11 protein-coding genes and 1 tRNA gene are annotated in these 14799 nt (G+C 65.4%); 7 read left to right on the top strand and 5 right to left on the bottom strand.

Annotated features, from left to right (window positions below; genetic code table 11):
• Positions 1–20 precede the first annotated feature (20 nt).
• Entirely contained in the window at positions 21–1652 is a 1632-nt protein-coding gene (locus E2L06_RS01660; RefSeq protein WP_138777997.1) for a DUF255 domain-containing protein, read from the bottom strand.
• 155 nt (positions 1653–1807) lie between these two features.
• Between E2L06_RS01660 and E2L06_RS01655 the strand changes: the two genes are divergently transcribed.
• Positions 1808–2395 (top strand): FxsA family protein, encoded by a 588-nt coding sequence (locus E2L06_RS01655; protein ID WP_138777995.1) that lies wholly within the window; start codon positions 1808–1810, stop codon positions 2393–2395.
• A 76-nt stretch (positions 2396–2471) separates the two neighbouring features.
• A tRNA-Ile gene (locus E2L06_RS01650) sits at positions 2472–2545 on the top strand.
• A 176-nt stretch (positions 2546–2721) separates the two neighbouring features.
• Here E2L06_RS01650 and E2L06_RS01645 read toward each other — a convergent pair.
• On the bottom strand, positions 2722–3081 hold the full coding sequence (locus E2L06_RS01645; RefSeq protein ID WP_138777994.1) for a hypothetical protein: 360 nt from the start codon (positions 3079–3081) through the stop codon (positions 2722–2724).
• Between the two features lie 87 nt (positions 3082–3168).
• The gene (locus E2L06_RS01640; protein ID WP_138777992.1) at positions 3169–4338 is read right to left on the bottom strand and encodes an acyl-CoA dehydrogenase family protein; all 1170 of its coding nucleotides are present in this window, start codon (positions 4336–4338) and stop codon (positions 3169–3171) included.
• A gap of 414 nt (positions 4339–4752) precedes the next feature.
• Between E2L06_RS01640 and E2L06_RS01635 the strand changes: the two genes are divergently transcribed.
• On the top strand, positions 4753–7836 hold the full coding sequence (locus E2L06_RS01635) for an FAD-binding and (Fe-S)-binding domain-containing protein (protein ID WP_138777990.1): 3084 nt from the start codon (positions 4753–4755) through the stop codon (positions 7834–7836).
• Between the two features lie 331 nt (positions 7837–8167).
• On the opposite strand, the gene E2L06_RS01630 is transcribed toward E2L06_RS01635, so the two are convergent.
• Entirely contained in the window at positions 8168–9208 is a 1041-nt protein-coding gene (locus E2L06_RS01630; RefSeq protein WP_138777988.1) for an Lrp/AsnC family transcriptional regulator, read from the bottom strand.
• Positions 9209–9470: 262 nt separating this feature from the next.
• Between E2L06_RS01630 and E2L06_RS01625 the strand changes: the two genes are divergently transcribed.
• From E2L06_RS01625 to E2L06_RS01615, 3 genes are all read left to right on the top strand, one after another.
• Positions 9471–10553 carry an anthranilate phosphoribosyltransferase gene (locus E2L06_RS01625; RefSeq protein ID WP_138777986.1) on the top strand — a complete coding sequence of 361 codons (1083 nt, stop codon included), beginning with the start codon at positions 9471–9473 and terminating at the stop codon, positions 10551–10553.
• A 138-nt stretch (positions 10554–10691) separates the two neighbouring features.
• Positions 10692–11855, top strand: coding sequence for a CaiB/BaiF CoA-transferase family protein (locus tag E2L06_RS01620; RefSeq protein WP_138777984.1), 1164 nt, complete (start codon positions 10692–10694; stop codon positions 11853–11855).
• Between the two features lie 180 nt (positions 11856–12035).
• Complete coding sequence (locus E2L06_RS01615) at positions 12036–13037, top strand: MaoC family dehydratase N-terminal domain-containing protein (RefSeq protein WP_138777982.1); 1002 nt, start codon at positions 12036–12038, stop codon at positions 13035–13037.
• Positions 13038–13130: 93 nt separating this feature from the next.
• On the opposite strand, the gene E2L06_RS01610 is transcribed toward E2L06_RS01615, so the two are convergent.
• Positions 13131–14114 (bottom strand): succinylglutamate desuccinylase/aspartoacylase family protein, encoded by a 984-nt coding sequence (locus E2L06_RS01610; protein WP_138777980.1) that lies wholly within the window; start codon positions 14112–14114, stop codon positions 13131–13133.
• A gap of 126 nt (positions 14115–14240) precedes the next feature.
• On the opposite strand from E2L06_RS01610, the gene E2L06_RS01605 reads away from it, so the two are divergent.
• Positions 14241–14759 carry a peptidylprolyl isomerase gene (locus E2L06_RS01605; protein WP_138777978.1) on the top strand — a complete coding sequence of 173 codons (519 nt, stop codon included), beginning with the start codon at positions 14241–14243 and terminating at the stop codon, positions 14757–14759.
• Positions 14760–14799: the final 40 nt, after the last annotated feature.

The raw sequence follows: 14799 nt of genomic DNA, 5'->3' as shown, positions 1-14799 counted from the left end.
ACTGACTGTCGGAGACGGTCTCAGTCGAGGACCGTCTGGACCCGTTCGCTCAACTCCGCTGGAGTTTCGGCAGGTTCAGAGACACGGTCGCCGCGTTCGGCTCGTGCCGTTCCCGCCTCGAGCCCGTCGGCGTCGGGAACGACCACCTTCTCGTGATCCGCGAGTCGGAGTGCCGCGCGGTGCAGATCCGAGCCGGGGTCGGCGGCGACGGGGAGCACGAGCGGCCCCTCGAGCAGCCGGGAGACCGCGGTTGCGTAGCGGGCGACCTGAACACCAAAGCGGTCGCTGGCCCCGGCGAAGGCTTCGAGTGTTTCCCGAGCGCGCTCGCAGTAGCGGTCCTCGCCGCTGAGGACGGCCAACTCGAGCAGGCCGTCGGCGAACGCGACGTTCGCATCGAGCGGCCGGAGTGGCCGCTCGAGCAGGCCGACGCCGGCAGCGGGCCCATCGAGGAACGAATCCTCATCGTGCAGGCGGTGGATCGTCGCGTCGGCGATCGCCGTCGCGTCTTCGAGGACACCGGTGTCGATCGTGCTTGCGGCCGTCGTCAGCGCTGCCAGCGCGCGGGCCTGATTCGCCAGGAGGGGAACAGGATCGTCGCTGTCCGCTACGGTGTGTGCAACGACGCCGTCGACGAGTAGCTCCTCGCGAAGGGTTTCGAGTGTGCGTTCCGCGTACCGGCGGGCGCGCTCGTCGTCGGTGTACGCATAATAGGTCAGCAGCCCCTCGACCGCGAGCGCGTTCGGGCCGGCGAAGACGCCGTCGTCGACCGGCGGCTCATCGGCGCTCGCCCGGTCGGTCGCGTCGAGGCTGTGAGCGGCGTCCTCGCCGGGAGCCTGACTGTTCGCGAACGCATCGGCGTCGCCGTTCCACAGCGTCGCAGTCAGGTACTCGATCGTGCGCTCGGCAGGCTCGCGGTACTCGTCTTTGCCCGTGAGGAGGTAGGCGTTAGCAAAGGCGCGGACGAGCGCGCCGTTCGAATCGAGGAGTTTCTCGTGTTGCAGCCCCGACCAGTCGCGGTCGGTCGCGAAACGATAGAAGCCGCCCTCGTACTCGTCTAACAGGTTCGCGCTGACGGCGTCGTACGATCGTAGCGCCATCTCCCGGTCGCGTTTGAGCGCGAACTCGAGGGCGTCGGGCAGTGGGAACTTCGGCTCCTGACCCCAGCCACCGGCGGTCTCGTCGTACGTTTCTGAGAGCTGGCCCAGCATGGCCTGTTCGATCTCCGGGGTTAGTTCGCCTGCCGGCGGGTTGTCCTCTCGCAGCGGGCGTGGCACGCGTGCCGCACCGCTGCCTTTGGTCTGCCACATCGTCCGGACGCTGTCTAAGACCTGGCGCATTCCATCAGGACCGAGATAGCCCGCACCCGTCAGGACCTCGCCGTTGGGCGCGAGAAAGACCGTCGAGGGGAACCCGCCCATGTTGTATCGATCGCGGACGCGCGGATGCCGGTCGACGTCGACTCGCACGGGTACGAAACTGTCGTTGACGTTGGCCGCGATGCGAGGCTCCGCGTAGGTTTCGGCGTCCATCTCGTGGCAGTGATCGCACCACGTCGCAGTCAGCGAGAGCAACACGGGGATGTCGGCGTCCGTCGCCTCGTCGAAGGCCGCCTGGCCCCACTCGCGCCACTCGACGCGCGTTGGATCGTCCATATCGGAGCGACGTGAGTCGCCGGGGTAAGCCCTTCGTTCGCTTTTACTCCGGCGTATGCTCGAGCCAGGGCATCAGATCGGGGCCTCGAGTCGCAGTGGCACCGCTACTGTGACGAGAGTAAAGGACTTTCACCCTTCGGCGGCTAGGGCGTGATATGCTTCGGTGGATCTTCGCGCTGTTGCTCATCCCGTTTCTCGACGCCGTGTTACTCGCGGTCGTCGTCAGCCAGACGAGCTACATCGGCTGGGTCGGGATGGTGCTGCTGGTCGTCCTGACTGGACTGGTGGGGATGCTCCTCGTGCGGGCCGAAGGGCGACGAACGATCCGGAAGATGCAGCGGTCGATGGTACGTGGCGAGCCGCCGACCAACGAACTGCTCGACGGCGGCTTGCTGATCGCCGCCGGTGCGTTCTTGCTGACGCCCGGGCTGGTGACTGACGCCATCGGCTTCCTGCTCGCCGTGCCCGTGACGCGGGTCCCGATCCGCGCAGTGCTCAAACGCTACGTGATCGTCCCCTACGCGGACAAAAAGACCGGCGGGTTCGCCAGCGGCAACGTCTGGACGTTCGGCTTCCCCAACCAAGAGACGGCTCGAGAACAACCCGGCTCGGCCGACGATGGAACCTACGACCTCGGCGACGACGACTACACCGTCGACGGCGACGGCAGCGAGGACTCCTACACGATCGAGTTCGGCGACGAGCGTACGGACGATCGAGACGACGACCCCTTTGCCCGGTAGCGGTTCGCATGGGGATTTCAGAAAGAAACGCTTAAACGTTCCACCGAGCAACTACTGAATGCGAAGAAGGCGACGCGGGCCAATAGCTCAATTAGGTTGAGCGCCACTCTGATAAGGTGGAGGCTCTCGGTTCAAATCCGAGTTGGCCCATACTTCTCCGACGAACAACTTCGTAAGCCGCGCATATAGATTCAGACGTCGTCACGTCTCTTGCTGGCCGAGTTCACGATCGGCAGATGCATGTTATAATGGGGATGGAACGATCGGTTTCGGTGGACGACGCCATCCGCCGTCGGAAATCAGAATCGGCTGTGACGATCGCTCAATTACAGGACGAGCAGCGTCAGTAACGGTTCACGTGAGACGAGCAAGACGACGTTGTTACTCGCGAAGAGGGCGTAGAGACCCACCATGAGAGCCACGAACCCGGTATCGAGTGGCCTCGAGAGCAGGTGACCGATGCCGATCACGAACGCAGCGTAACCGACGGCAGCGATGACGACGCCGACGAGTCCGAAGAGGTCGTGTAGAAAGACCGTGACGGGGTTCAGTTCGTCTGCGTATGGAACCGTGAAAAAGAGAAGCGTTGCGACGAGATCGACGAACCAGACGCCGACGAACGCAGCCCGAAGTCCGAGGGTCCCCGGCGGATCTACTCTGTTCTCGAGGTCGGAGACACCGATCATACTGGTCCACAGGCACCAGCGAGAATAGACGTGCTACTTGCGAATTATGGTCGTGCTACCTGTTCCCGTGATGGTCGTCAACATGGGCTACTGGTAGGCCTGCAGTCCGGTCAGGGCTTCGCCGAGGATCAGCGTGTGGATGTCGTGGGTACCCTCGTATGTGTAGACCGTCTCGAGGTTCGCTACATGGCGCATCGGCGAGTAGTCGGTCGTGATGCCGTTGCCGCCGAGCATCTCGCGGGCGACGCGGGACTGTTCGCGGGCCATGCGGACGTTGTTGCGCTTGGCCATCGAGACGTGTTGTGGCCGGAGGTCGCCGCGTTCTTTGAGCTCAGCCAGACGGTAGGCAAGCAGCTGGCCGAGCGTGATCTGGGTGGCCATCTCCGCGAGTTTCCCCTGTTGGAGCTGAAATCGGCCGATCGGACCGCCGAACTGCTCGCGCTCGGTGGCATAGTCGCGGGCGGCCTCGAAACAGTCCCGTGCTGCACCGACCGCGCCCCAAGCGATGCCGTACCGGGCCTGCGTGAGACAGGACAGCGGTCCCTTCATTCCGGAGACGCCGGGTAAGACGTTCTCCTCGGGGACGGAGACGTCGTTCAGGCTGATCTCACCCGTGATCGACGCGCGCATCGAGAGTTTGCCGTCGATTTCGGGCGTCGTGACGCCGTCGCGGTCGGTCTCGACGAGAAAGCCACGGACGGGGTCGTCGTCGGCCGACCGGTCGCGCGCCCAGACGAGGGCGACGTCGGCGATCGGGGCGTTGGTGATCCACGTCTTCGACCCGTTCAGCACGTAGCCGTCGCCATCACCGTCGCGTTCGGCGTGGGTCTCCATCGCCGCTGGGTTCGATCCGTGTTCGGGTTCAGTCAGCCCGAAACAACCGACTGCCTCGCCCTCCCCCAGCGCCGGCAGCCACTTGGCCTTTTGCGCGTCGCTGCCGTAGGCGTGGATCGGATACATCACGAGCGCACCCTGGACCGATGCCATCGAGCGGATCCCGGAGTCGCCGGCCTCGAGTTCTTGCATCAGTAAGCCGTACGCCGTCTCGGAGACGTTCGGCGAGCCGTAGCCCTCGAGGTTCGGCGCGTAAAACCCCAGTTCGCCCATCTTCGGGATGAGTTCCGTCGGGAACGTCCCGTTCTCGAAGTGGTCGCCGATGTCGGGTCGCACGTGGTCCGCGACGAACTCACGCGCCGTCTCGCAGATCAGTTGCTCTTCCTGCCCGAGGTCGGCCTCGAGCTGTACGAAATCCAGCATACGTGGTACGTCCCGAATGAGAGGTATAGGCATTCGGATCGGTGCCACGGGTGACGTTCACAATGTTTGTGGAGTCCGCCAGTGAGGATAGCTGCGATGGGGTGGGCGACCAGCATATACCCCACTAGTTAGGCACAGTATTCGTTTTCGTGTCTCGAGTACGGGTGTCTGCCGTTCGAGACAGCGAGCGGCACCCACCAAGGGGGCACGCGTGGAACGACGACAAAGTCGACGGTTCCCCTCGATCACATCCCCCGAACCGGACGCGTGCCGGACAGGTGGTCCGAGATCCACCGTCTGTCCGACCATCCCTTCTACACCGGCAGCGAACCACGAGACGATCGAACGGCCGCAGTACCGGTGAGCGATGGGGTAATGCGGGTGCTTTTTGTCGCCCCTGCGCAAGGGTGACGTATGTCTCTGGAGCCGAGCGCCGACCCGGCCGCCGACCGGCGAGCGAACTACGACTACCGGAGCGACAACGTCGACCGCCCGGCACTGGTCGCAGACCTCGAGCGAGAGGTCGACTGCGAGATCCGGGCCGACTCCTACTCTCGCGAACTGTACGCGACCGACGCGAGCGCCTACGAAGTGACGCCGATCGCCGTCGCCTTCCCCGAATCGACGGCCGATGTCGCGGGGATCGTCGAGTACTGTGCCGAACGCGAGATCCCGGTGCTCCCGCGGGGTGGCGGGACAAGTCTCGCCGGCCAGACGGTCAACCGGGCCGTCGTGTTGGATTTTACCCGGCATATGAACGAGATCCGCGCGATCGATCCCGACGGCCGCACCGCCACGGTCCAGTCCGGGACGATCGTCGGTACGCTGAACGAGGCGCTGGCTCCCCACGACCTCAAGTTCGCACCCGACCCTGCGTGGCGTGACAAAAGTGCCATCGGCGGTGCGATCGGCAACAACTCGACCGGCGCACACTCCCTGAAATACGGCAAGACCGACGCCTACATCGAGGAAGTCGAAGCCGTCCTCGCCGACGGCACCGTCACCCGTTTCGGCGAGGTAACCGTCGATGAAATCAGCGAGCGAGCCGATCCCGACGGCGACCTCGAGGCGCGGATCTACGCCGAAGTCGAGCGGATTCTCGAGGAAGATGCAGACCGCATCGAGGAAGCGTATCCCGATCTCAAGCGCAACGTCTCGGGCTACAATCTCGATCGGCTCGTCGCTGAGGCTCGAGGCGACGACCTGCCCGGCGGCGAAGCAACCGGCGAGGCTGGCACCGTCAACCTCGCGCGCCTGCTGGCCGGCAGCGAAGGGACCCTGGCGATCGTCACCGAGGCGACGCTCGCGCTTGAGCCGGTCCCCGAGACGAAGGCCGTTACCTTGCTGTGTTATCCCGATCTCCACACCGCAATGTGCGACGTCGAACCGATCCTCGACCACGACCCTGCGGCGGTCGAAGTGCTCGACGACGTCTTGATCGACCTCGCGCGCGACACCGCGGAGTTCGGTCCCGTCACGGAGATCCTGCCCGAGGGAACGAACGCCGTCCTCCTCGTCGAGTTCTACGCCGAGGATGCCGCCCACGGGAAAGAGCAGGTCGCCGGCTTGCTCGCCGACCGGGTGCCGTCGGCGACACCCGCCGGCGAGCCGGCCGCCAATGTGCCACACAGCGACGCCGAAACGCGCGCGCTCGAGGCGCTCGAGGCCTACGACAAGGCCGAACGCGCGAAGCTCTGGAAGCTCCGCAAGTCCGGGCTCCCGATTTTGCTCTCGCGGACGACCGACGCGAAGCATATCTCCTTTATCGAGGACACTGCGATCCCGCCGGCACAGCTCCCCGAGTTCGTGGAGGGGTTCGAGGAGATCCTCGAGGCTCACGACACCTATGCCACGTTCTATGCCCACGCCGGCCCTGGCGTGCTTCACGTCCGGCCGCTCGTGAACACGAAGACGGAGGTCGGCCTCGAGCAACTGCACGGCATCGCCGACGACGTGACGGACCTCGTGGTCGAACTCGGTGGCTCGGTCTCGGGCGAACACGGCGACGGTCGCGCACGCACGCAATGGAATCACAAGCTCTACGGCGACGAACTCTGGGAAACGTTCCAGGATCTCAAGACTGTCTTCGACCCTGACTGGCTGCTCAATCCCGGGCAGGTCGTCTTCCGCGAGGACGATCCGACGGACCTGCGCGAACACCTGCGGTTCGACCCCGACTACGACTTCGAGGCGGGGTTCGAGCCTGCTCTCCAGTGGGACAACGACAACGGCATGCAGGGCATGGTCGAACTCTGTCACGGCTGTGGCGGCTGTCGCGGCGAGCAGTCGACCACCGGCGGCGTGATGTGTCCGACCTACCGGGCCAGCCGCGAGGAGATCACGGCGACCCGCGGTCGGGCGAACGCGCTCCGACAGGCCATGAGCGGCGACGTCGATCCCGACGAAGCCGTCTCCGACGAGTTCGTCGAGGAGGTGATGGACCTCTGTATCGGCTGCAAGGGCTGTGCTATCGACTGTCCGAGCGAGGTCGACATGGCGAAGCTCAAAGCCGAGGTCACCCACGAGTACCACCAGCGCAACGGCACGACGCTCCGCGACCGGCTCTTCGCCAACGTCGCGACGCTCTCGAAGTGGGGGAGTCGACTCGCACCCGTCTCCAACGTCGCGTCGAAGGTGCCGGGTGCCCGCAAGGTACTCGAGGCCACCGTCGGGATCGATGCGAGCCGGTCGCTGCCGACGTTCCACGCCGAGACGTTCCGCGACTGGTTCCAGGAGCGTGGCGGTGCACGCGTTGCCGAGGCCGACGCCGAGCACAAGGTCGTCCTCTACCCCGACACCTACACCAACTACAGTCATCCCGAGGCCGGGAAAGCGGCCGTCCGCGTCCTCGAGGCCGCGGGCGTCCACGTTACCGTCCCCGACGACCTGGGCGATACCGGACGACCGGCGTTCTCGAAGGGCTTTCTCGAGAAAGCGCGGACGGCGGCCCGTGAGAACGTGACCGCACTCGCACCACGGGTCAAGACTGGCTGGGATGTGGTCGTGATCGAGCCCTCCGATGCGGTCATGTTCCAGTCGGATTACCTCGATCTGCTCACGTCCGACGCGGCCGAAACAGTCGCCGACGCCACCTACGGTATCTGTGAATACATCGATACGTTCCGGCTGGACGAGGCCATCGACTTCGATCCTGCGGCGGTCCAGCAGCACCTCGTCTACCACGGCCACTGCCACCAGAAATCGGTCGCGAAGGACCACCACGCCGTCGGCGTGCTTCGACGGGCGGGCTACGCCGTCGACCCGCTCGATTCGGGTTGCTGTGGGATGGCCGGCTCCTTCGGCTACGAGGCCGAACACGCCTCGATGAGCGACGCCATCGCCTCGATCCTCTACGAGCAGGTCGCAGACAGCGACGGCGACCGCGTCGTCGCGCCGGGTGCCTCCTGTCGGACCCAACTCGAGCACCGCTCCGGTGCACCCGAGGAGCCACCGACACCGATCGAAGTCGTGGCGGAAGCGCTCGAGCGGCCACAGTAGCACCGTCACTCCGACGGCAGCATCGCTCGAGAGCGCAGGGTGGACGCCGCGTCATCGACGACACACCTCGCTCGAGGGGCGAAATCATTTATTATCGTCGTCGACCAATGGGGAGACGCTTCCGGAATCGGAAGTCCCTGTGTGGGGGTCGAATGGTAACAGGTGGTCGGTCCCCACACATGGCGCACCTTGCGGTGCAACCCGTCTGTTGGAGCGCGGATTTAAAGAGACTATTCCAAAAGGATTTGGTATATATTGACTACATACATGTACTGGCCGCCCCTGCCGAGCGAACGGCCGCGTGAAGTGATCACGGACGGTGTCACAGACGTTAGTTACCAACCAGATCCTCGTAGCGGGCACCCGTCTGTTTCAGCGTCTCGGTCGAGTAGAGTCGCTCGTGGTTAACGGGGAGGTAGTCGGCCGCGAGTTCGTCGATTTTCTCGTCGACGGCCTCGGGATCGCGGCCGTGAATCATCGTAAACAGGTTGTACGACCACTCCTGCTCGGGCCTGCGCGGCCGGTGATAACACAGCGTCACGTAGGGCAAGCCACCCGCGCGCTCGCCCCACTCGTCGAGCCGGTCGGCGGGGACGTCCCAGACGACCATACAGTTAGCGTCGAAGCCGGTCACGACGTGGTTGATGATACAGCCGATCCGTTTGATACAGCCGTTTGCGAGCAGCCGGGAAACGGCCTCGAGCACGTCCTCAATTGGGTAGCCGATGTTCTCGGAAATGTCCTGATACGGCGTCGCCGAGAGCGGAAAGCCGTCCTGAATCTCGAGCAAGAGATCCGCCTCGAGTGCGGAGAGATCGCCCGTCGCCGACTCGCTGATCCGGGTGGCCGAGGAGTCGGTGCGATCTTCGAGGGACTCGCGTGCGAACCGATCGCTGTTGACGACGGGGAACTCGAGGTCGATGTAGTAGTCGGTCAGCATCGGCAGGTTGAGGACCTCACAGCCGGTCTCGGCCTCGATCTCGGCGAGAATCTCGTCGCGTCGCTCCTGTGAGCCGGCGGTGACGACGAACCACATGTTCCACTCGTGGTCGCGGGCGTAGTTGTGGTTGACCTGCCGGTAGTCGTTGATCGTCGCCGCGACCTCGTCGAAGCGATCTTCGGGTGCCTGGACGGCGGCGAGCGTCGACGAGCCGATCACGGGCGGGTTGAGGACGGCACCGAACCGGCGGACGATTCCCGCTTCCTTGAGCGCGCGAACGCGTTCGACTGCGTCTGTCTCGTCGATCCCGAGGTCGGCAGCGAGCTGACGGAACGGCCGTTCCTCGACCGGGAAGCCGCTCTGATAGCCGTCGATCAGCGCTGCGTCCACGTCGTCGATGGCCTCACGCCAGTTCCCCGACAGGGTACTCATTGGCCGTCCTAGGGAGACGGCCACTGTATTGGTTTCGGGACTCCCCGGACGACGACATCACAGTTGGATTCTCAGGATGCCGTTTCGCTGCCGGGCGAACACCCGCCATTTGACCCGGTCAAAATATACTGCTGGTCAACACGGTTTACACACCGCGTACACTCGAGGCGTGAGCGGGGGCGCGAGCGGGTGTACACGGACTGTTTCCCGGCAGGGTACAGGAAACGCGGGGTTTTTGCGCCATCCCTCCCAACGGCCGCACATGGCGAAGGCATCCCAGACGTTCGGCGAATGGCCGTTGAAACGCCTGCTGACGGAGGTCATCGGGTCGGGTCCCAAGTCGGCTGACGACATGAGCCACGCGCAGGCTCGCGAGGCGTTCCAGCGGATTCTGGCGGGCGAGCCCGAGGACACCACTCTCGGTGCGTTCTGGCTGGCCAACCGCTGGAAGCGCAACAACCCCGCGGAGCTTTCGGCCTACACCGACGTCATGCGCGAGGAGTCGGTCGTCACCGCAGAGCCCGAGTGTGATCCGGTCGACTGCGGCGCGAACTACGACGGGAAGGACACGTCCGCCATCCTCGGCGTCGGTGCCGGCGTCGTCGCCGCCGCCGCGGGCACGCCGGTCGTCGTCCACTCCGGCGACTACGTCCCCTCCCAGAAGGCGACGGCGTACAAACACGTCCTTGACGAACTCGGCGTCCGAACCGAACTCGAGCCCACGGAAAGCGCCGACATGGTCGACGAAACTGGCTTCGGCTTCTACTATCAGCCCGCGTTCAACCCCGGTATCCACGACCTCTTCGACCGGCGCGACGAGATGGGCGTCCGAACCTTCGTCAACACGATCGAGACCGTCGCCAACCCGGCGAACGCCGACGTTCACCTGGGCTCGTTCTATCACCTCGCGTTCGCGAAGAAGCTGACCGATCTCATCAAGGAAAGCGACCGACTCGACTACTCCCGCGCGATCTTCTTCCAGGGGATGGAAGGCTACGACGACATCCGCCCCGGCTACACGAAGGTGGCCGAGTGGGACGAGAAGGGAGCCGATGGCGACGAATCCTTCGACGACTACGAGATCGAGACTGCCGAGTACGGCATGGCAATGGAACGCGAGGACCTCGCCGTCGATGACGTGGCAGCCGACTCCGCGGCGATCACCGAAGCCGTCCTCGCCGGCGAGCGCGAGGACCACTTCGCCGATGCGATCGCGCTCAACGGCGCGTTCCGGATGTACGCCCGCCAGGACGTCGACAGCCTAGACGACGGCCTCGAGCAGGCCCGCGAGGTCATCGCCGACGGCAGCGCGCAAGCTGTCCTCGAGGAGCTACAGGCGTACTGAGCGGTCGACGAGACCGGGACGTCCGGGACGTCGTCTCTGTTTTCCGTCGTCGCTGCCTGAAACGGCGTGTCACCCAGCGCCCCACCACGGGCCGAAAAACGACAGTAACCTTTTGCGAACGGCCCGACACGTGAGCACATGCAACTCGATTCGATTCGGGTCCTCGATCTGACCCGCCTCCTCCCGGGGCCGTACGCGACGCAACTGCTCGCCGACGCGGGTGCTGACGTGATAAAAGTCGAGGACACAGGGACGGGCGACTACGCCCGACATATGCCGCCGATGACCGACCGTGATGTCGGCGCGCTGTTCGACAGCGTCAATCGCGGCAAGCGAAGCGTCGCACTCGATCTCAAATCCCAGGCGGGCCGGACCGCGTTCTACCGGCTGGTCGAAGACGCTGATGTCGTCTTCGAGGGGTTCCGACCAGGCGTCGCCGACCGCCTCGAGATCGATTACGAGACGCTGACCGAGTACAACGACGAGCTGGTCTACTGCTCGCTGTCGGGCTACGGCCAGACTGGGCCCTACGCCGAGCGCGCGGGCCACGACCTCAACTACGTCGGCGTTTCCGGACTGCTCGATATGACCCGGGAAGGCGAGTCGGCACCGCCGCAAATTCCGGGCTACCAGATCAGCGACTTCGGCGGCGGTCTGTTCGCAGCGTTCAGCATCGTCGGCGGCCTGCTCTCGCGCGAACTCGGCAACGGCGGGGAGTACATCGACATCGCCATGACCGACGTGGTCGCCTCCTTCTCGCAGGCACTCTCCTACGAAGCGCTGACCGGCGACGATCCCCGCCCCGGCGAGACGCCACTCACCGGCGCGGTGCCCTGGTACGATATCTACGAGACCGAAGACGGCCGATACGTGACGTTCGCGGCACTCGAGGAGAAGTTCTGGACCACGTTCTGTGAGGAAGTCGGCCGCGAGGACCTGCTGGATGTCCACGGCAGCGACGACCCGGCCGAACTGGAAGCGATCCGCGAGGAACTCGAGGCCCTGTTCGCGAGTCGGTCGCGAGACGAGTGGCTCGAGACGCTGAGCGACGAGACGGTCGTCGGCCCGGTGTATACGCCAGCCGAAGCCCTGGAGCACCCACAGTTCGAAGCCCGCGGACTGGTCGAGCGACCGGACGATGCACCGCCACGAGTCGGGTTTCCGGCAGCGGGACCGGACGCACCCGAAAGCGACGACGAGTCGCTTCCGGCCCACGGCGAGCACACTGATGAACTGCTCGCGTCGGTGGGCTACGACGAAGCACAGCGAGCCGAGCTGCGCGATGCGGGCATCATTCGCTGATCCGCTCGAGCGGCCTCGAGTAGCGGCTTCAGTCGAGCAGCCGCGACCGGGAATACTGTTATGTCAGCCGTCCGCAAACCGTGGTTGTAATGAGACGCGGACAGGACGGTCCCGACACGCACCGCCCCACGACGGAACGACCACCGGCGACGACCGGCCGAACGGTCGAGGGACGCTACGATGCCGACTAAATCACTCGCGGAACTCGAGGCGATGGTCGGCGACTCGCGAGTTACAACGGAGGCGTTCCGCCTCGAGGCCGGCAAGGTCGAGGAGTTCGCACGCGCGATCGCGGCCGACGACCCGCTCTTTCGCGACGCGACAGTCGCTGCGACGCGGGGCTACGACCGTGTGCCCGCACCGCTGACCTACAGCCAGGTCAGTCGATTTCCGCGGCATACGCCCGATGACATCGAGGGCACCGGCTTCGACCTCGGCTTCCGGCCGGCATACGTCCTCCACGGCGAACAGGGTTATGAGTACGAGCGCCCGCTGTTCGTCGGCGACGTCCTCGAAGGAACGACCACCCTTACGAACGTCTTCCAGCGCGAGGGGGACCGCGCGGGGACGATGACCGTCGCCCACTTCGAGACCGAATACCGGGATCAGCACGACGATCTCGTGCTCACCGAACGGACCAGCATGCTCGAGACTGAGGTGGCGGTCGGTGACGAGAGCGCAGCGGCCGACACGGCTGCGCCAAACGGTGGGACCGTCACAGCCGACAGCGACGGTCCGTCCCCGACCGGCGTCGGATGCGAACGGGTCAGTTCGATCGACGATCTCGCGGTCGGCGACAGCGGCCCGACGGTCGTCGTCGGCGACCTCGAGCGTCGGCACTTCGTCAGGTACGCGGGCGCGAGCGGCGACTTCAATCCGATCCACTACGACGAGCCGTACGCGACGGCTGCGGGCAACGAGCGTGTCTTCGGCCAGGGGATGTTGACAGCCGGCATCACGTCCCGCGTCGTCACCCGCTGGTTCGACCTGCGGGACGTCACGCGCTTCGACATCCGGTTTCGGTCACGGGTCTTTCCCGGTGACACCGTCGTCGCGACGGGCGAGATCGACGAGATCGACCCCGACGCTGGCACGGTCGAGACGACACTCGAGGCGCGGACGGCTGCAGGCAAGACGCTGCTAACCGGCTCGGCGACGGCCCGCCTTTCAGACAGGGACTAAGCAGACTGTTGACCGGAACTTTGCCGGTCACAACCCAGCTCCACTGGAACCCGGACTACGATCCGGCCGGCTCCCGGGCTCGAGCAGTTGGCCTCATGCACCCGGGTTCTCGTCGTCGACCAGCGCCACGTTCGCCAGTCGGTCGCCGGCGGTCACGGTCGCTTCCCGGGTGAGCGTATAGAGCAGGCCGTCGCGGTCGACGCACGGCTCGTGGAGCGGCTCGTACGTCGTTGGATGATAGACGGTCCCGACCGACGTCCCTGCCTCGACCACGTCGCCCACCTCGAGCGTCGGGTTCGGCCGGAACAGCCCGGAATCGGTGGCGGTGACCTGCCCGGCGTGGTTCCGGCCGACGGTCTGATCGCGTGTAGGAACCGCACCAGGGAAGAGATCGAGATGGCGACAGACGTCGAGGAGGCCCGTGACGCCCTCGGCGACGACGTCCTCGAGGATCTGCTTGTTGTGGCCGAGTTCGGGCGTGATCGCGGGGGCCCCCTCCTCGGCGACGGTGACCCGGAGCTTGCCGTCGAAATCCCGCCGGGACCACGCGTCTGGCGCATCGTCGCCCGTCCGTTCGGCCACCAGGAGGTCGGTCCCGAAGGCTTCGGCGAGCGCCCGGGACCGGTCGTCACCTGCCCGATAGACGACGTGAGGGAGCATGTCGGGGCTGCCCGTGTGGAGGTCGACGACGGCGTCGGCCGCCGTGACGTACTCCCAGAGGCGGGCGGCCATCCGCTGGTGGAGACTGCCGTCGGCGTCGCCCGGCCAGACCCGGTTCATGTTTGGGTTGATGCTGTCGAACGGCTCCGGCGTCGTGTAAGAGACCCGGTCAAACGTCAACGGGTTCGCGACGGGGACGGCGATTACGGTCCCCGACAGCGACTCGAGGGGAAGGCGCTCGTGAAACCGGCGGAGCAGTTCCGTTCCGTTGATTTCGCGGCCATGCTGGGCCGCCTGCACGTACAGCGTCGGCCCGGGGTCGGCGCCCCGATAGGTGTGGACCGTCGTCGTCAGTTCCACGCCCGACGGCAGTCGAGCGAGCGTGACCTGGGCTGCCGTGTGCGTGCCGTCGCTCATGGCCGGTCGTTCCACGGCCGGGGGTATGTACCTGCGGCCGCGAGTTGACGGCGCCCCACTCCCACCGCGCCGGCGACCGCGACGCGAGACCACTATCGTTTTCAGTCGTCCCGTCGACCCCGACGTATGGGAGACGTTACTGCGACCCTGCACACGAACAAAGGTGACATCGAGGTCGAACTCTACGACGAACGCGCGCCGCGGACCGTCGACAACTTCGTCGGCCTCGCGACCGGTGGCAAGACCTGGACCGACCCTGAGACCGGCGAGGAAATCGAAGGCGAGCCGCTGTACGACGACGTTGCCTTCCACCGCGTCATCGAGGACTTCATGATTCAGGGCGGCGACCCGACCGAAACCGGCCGCGGCGGCCCCGGCTATGAGTTCGACGACGAGTTCCACGACGAACTGCGCCACGACGACGAGGGCATCCTGAGCATGGCCAACTCCGGGCCCGACACCAACGGCTCGCAGTTCTTCATCACGCTCGACGCCCAGCCCCACCTCGACGGCCGCCACTCCGTCTTCGGCAAGGTCACTGATGGAATGGACGTCGTCCACGAGATCGGCAGCGTCGACACCGACGCCAACGACCGTCCGCGAGAAGACGTAGTCCTCGAGTCCGTCTCGGTCGACTACGAGTAACTACCGAACCCGCTGTTTTGTCGCTGGAATAACCGTCGGC

The sequence above is a fragment of the Haloterrigena sp. H1 genome, from assembly GCF_005938085.1.
In the GTDB taxonomy this organism is placed as follows: Archaea; Halobacteriota; Halobacteria; order Halobacteriales; family Natrialbaceae; genus Natrinema.
The sequence above is the reverse complement of the archived record's forward strand: the minus strand, read 5'-3'. Positions and strand labels throughout refer to the sequence as shown.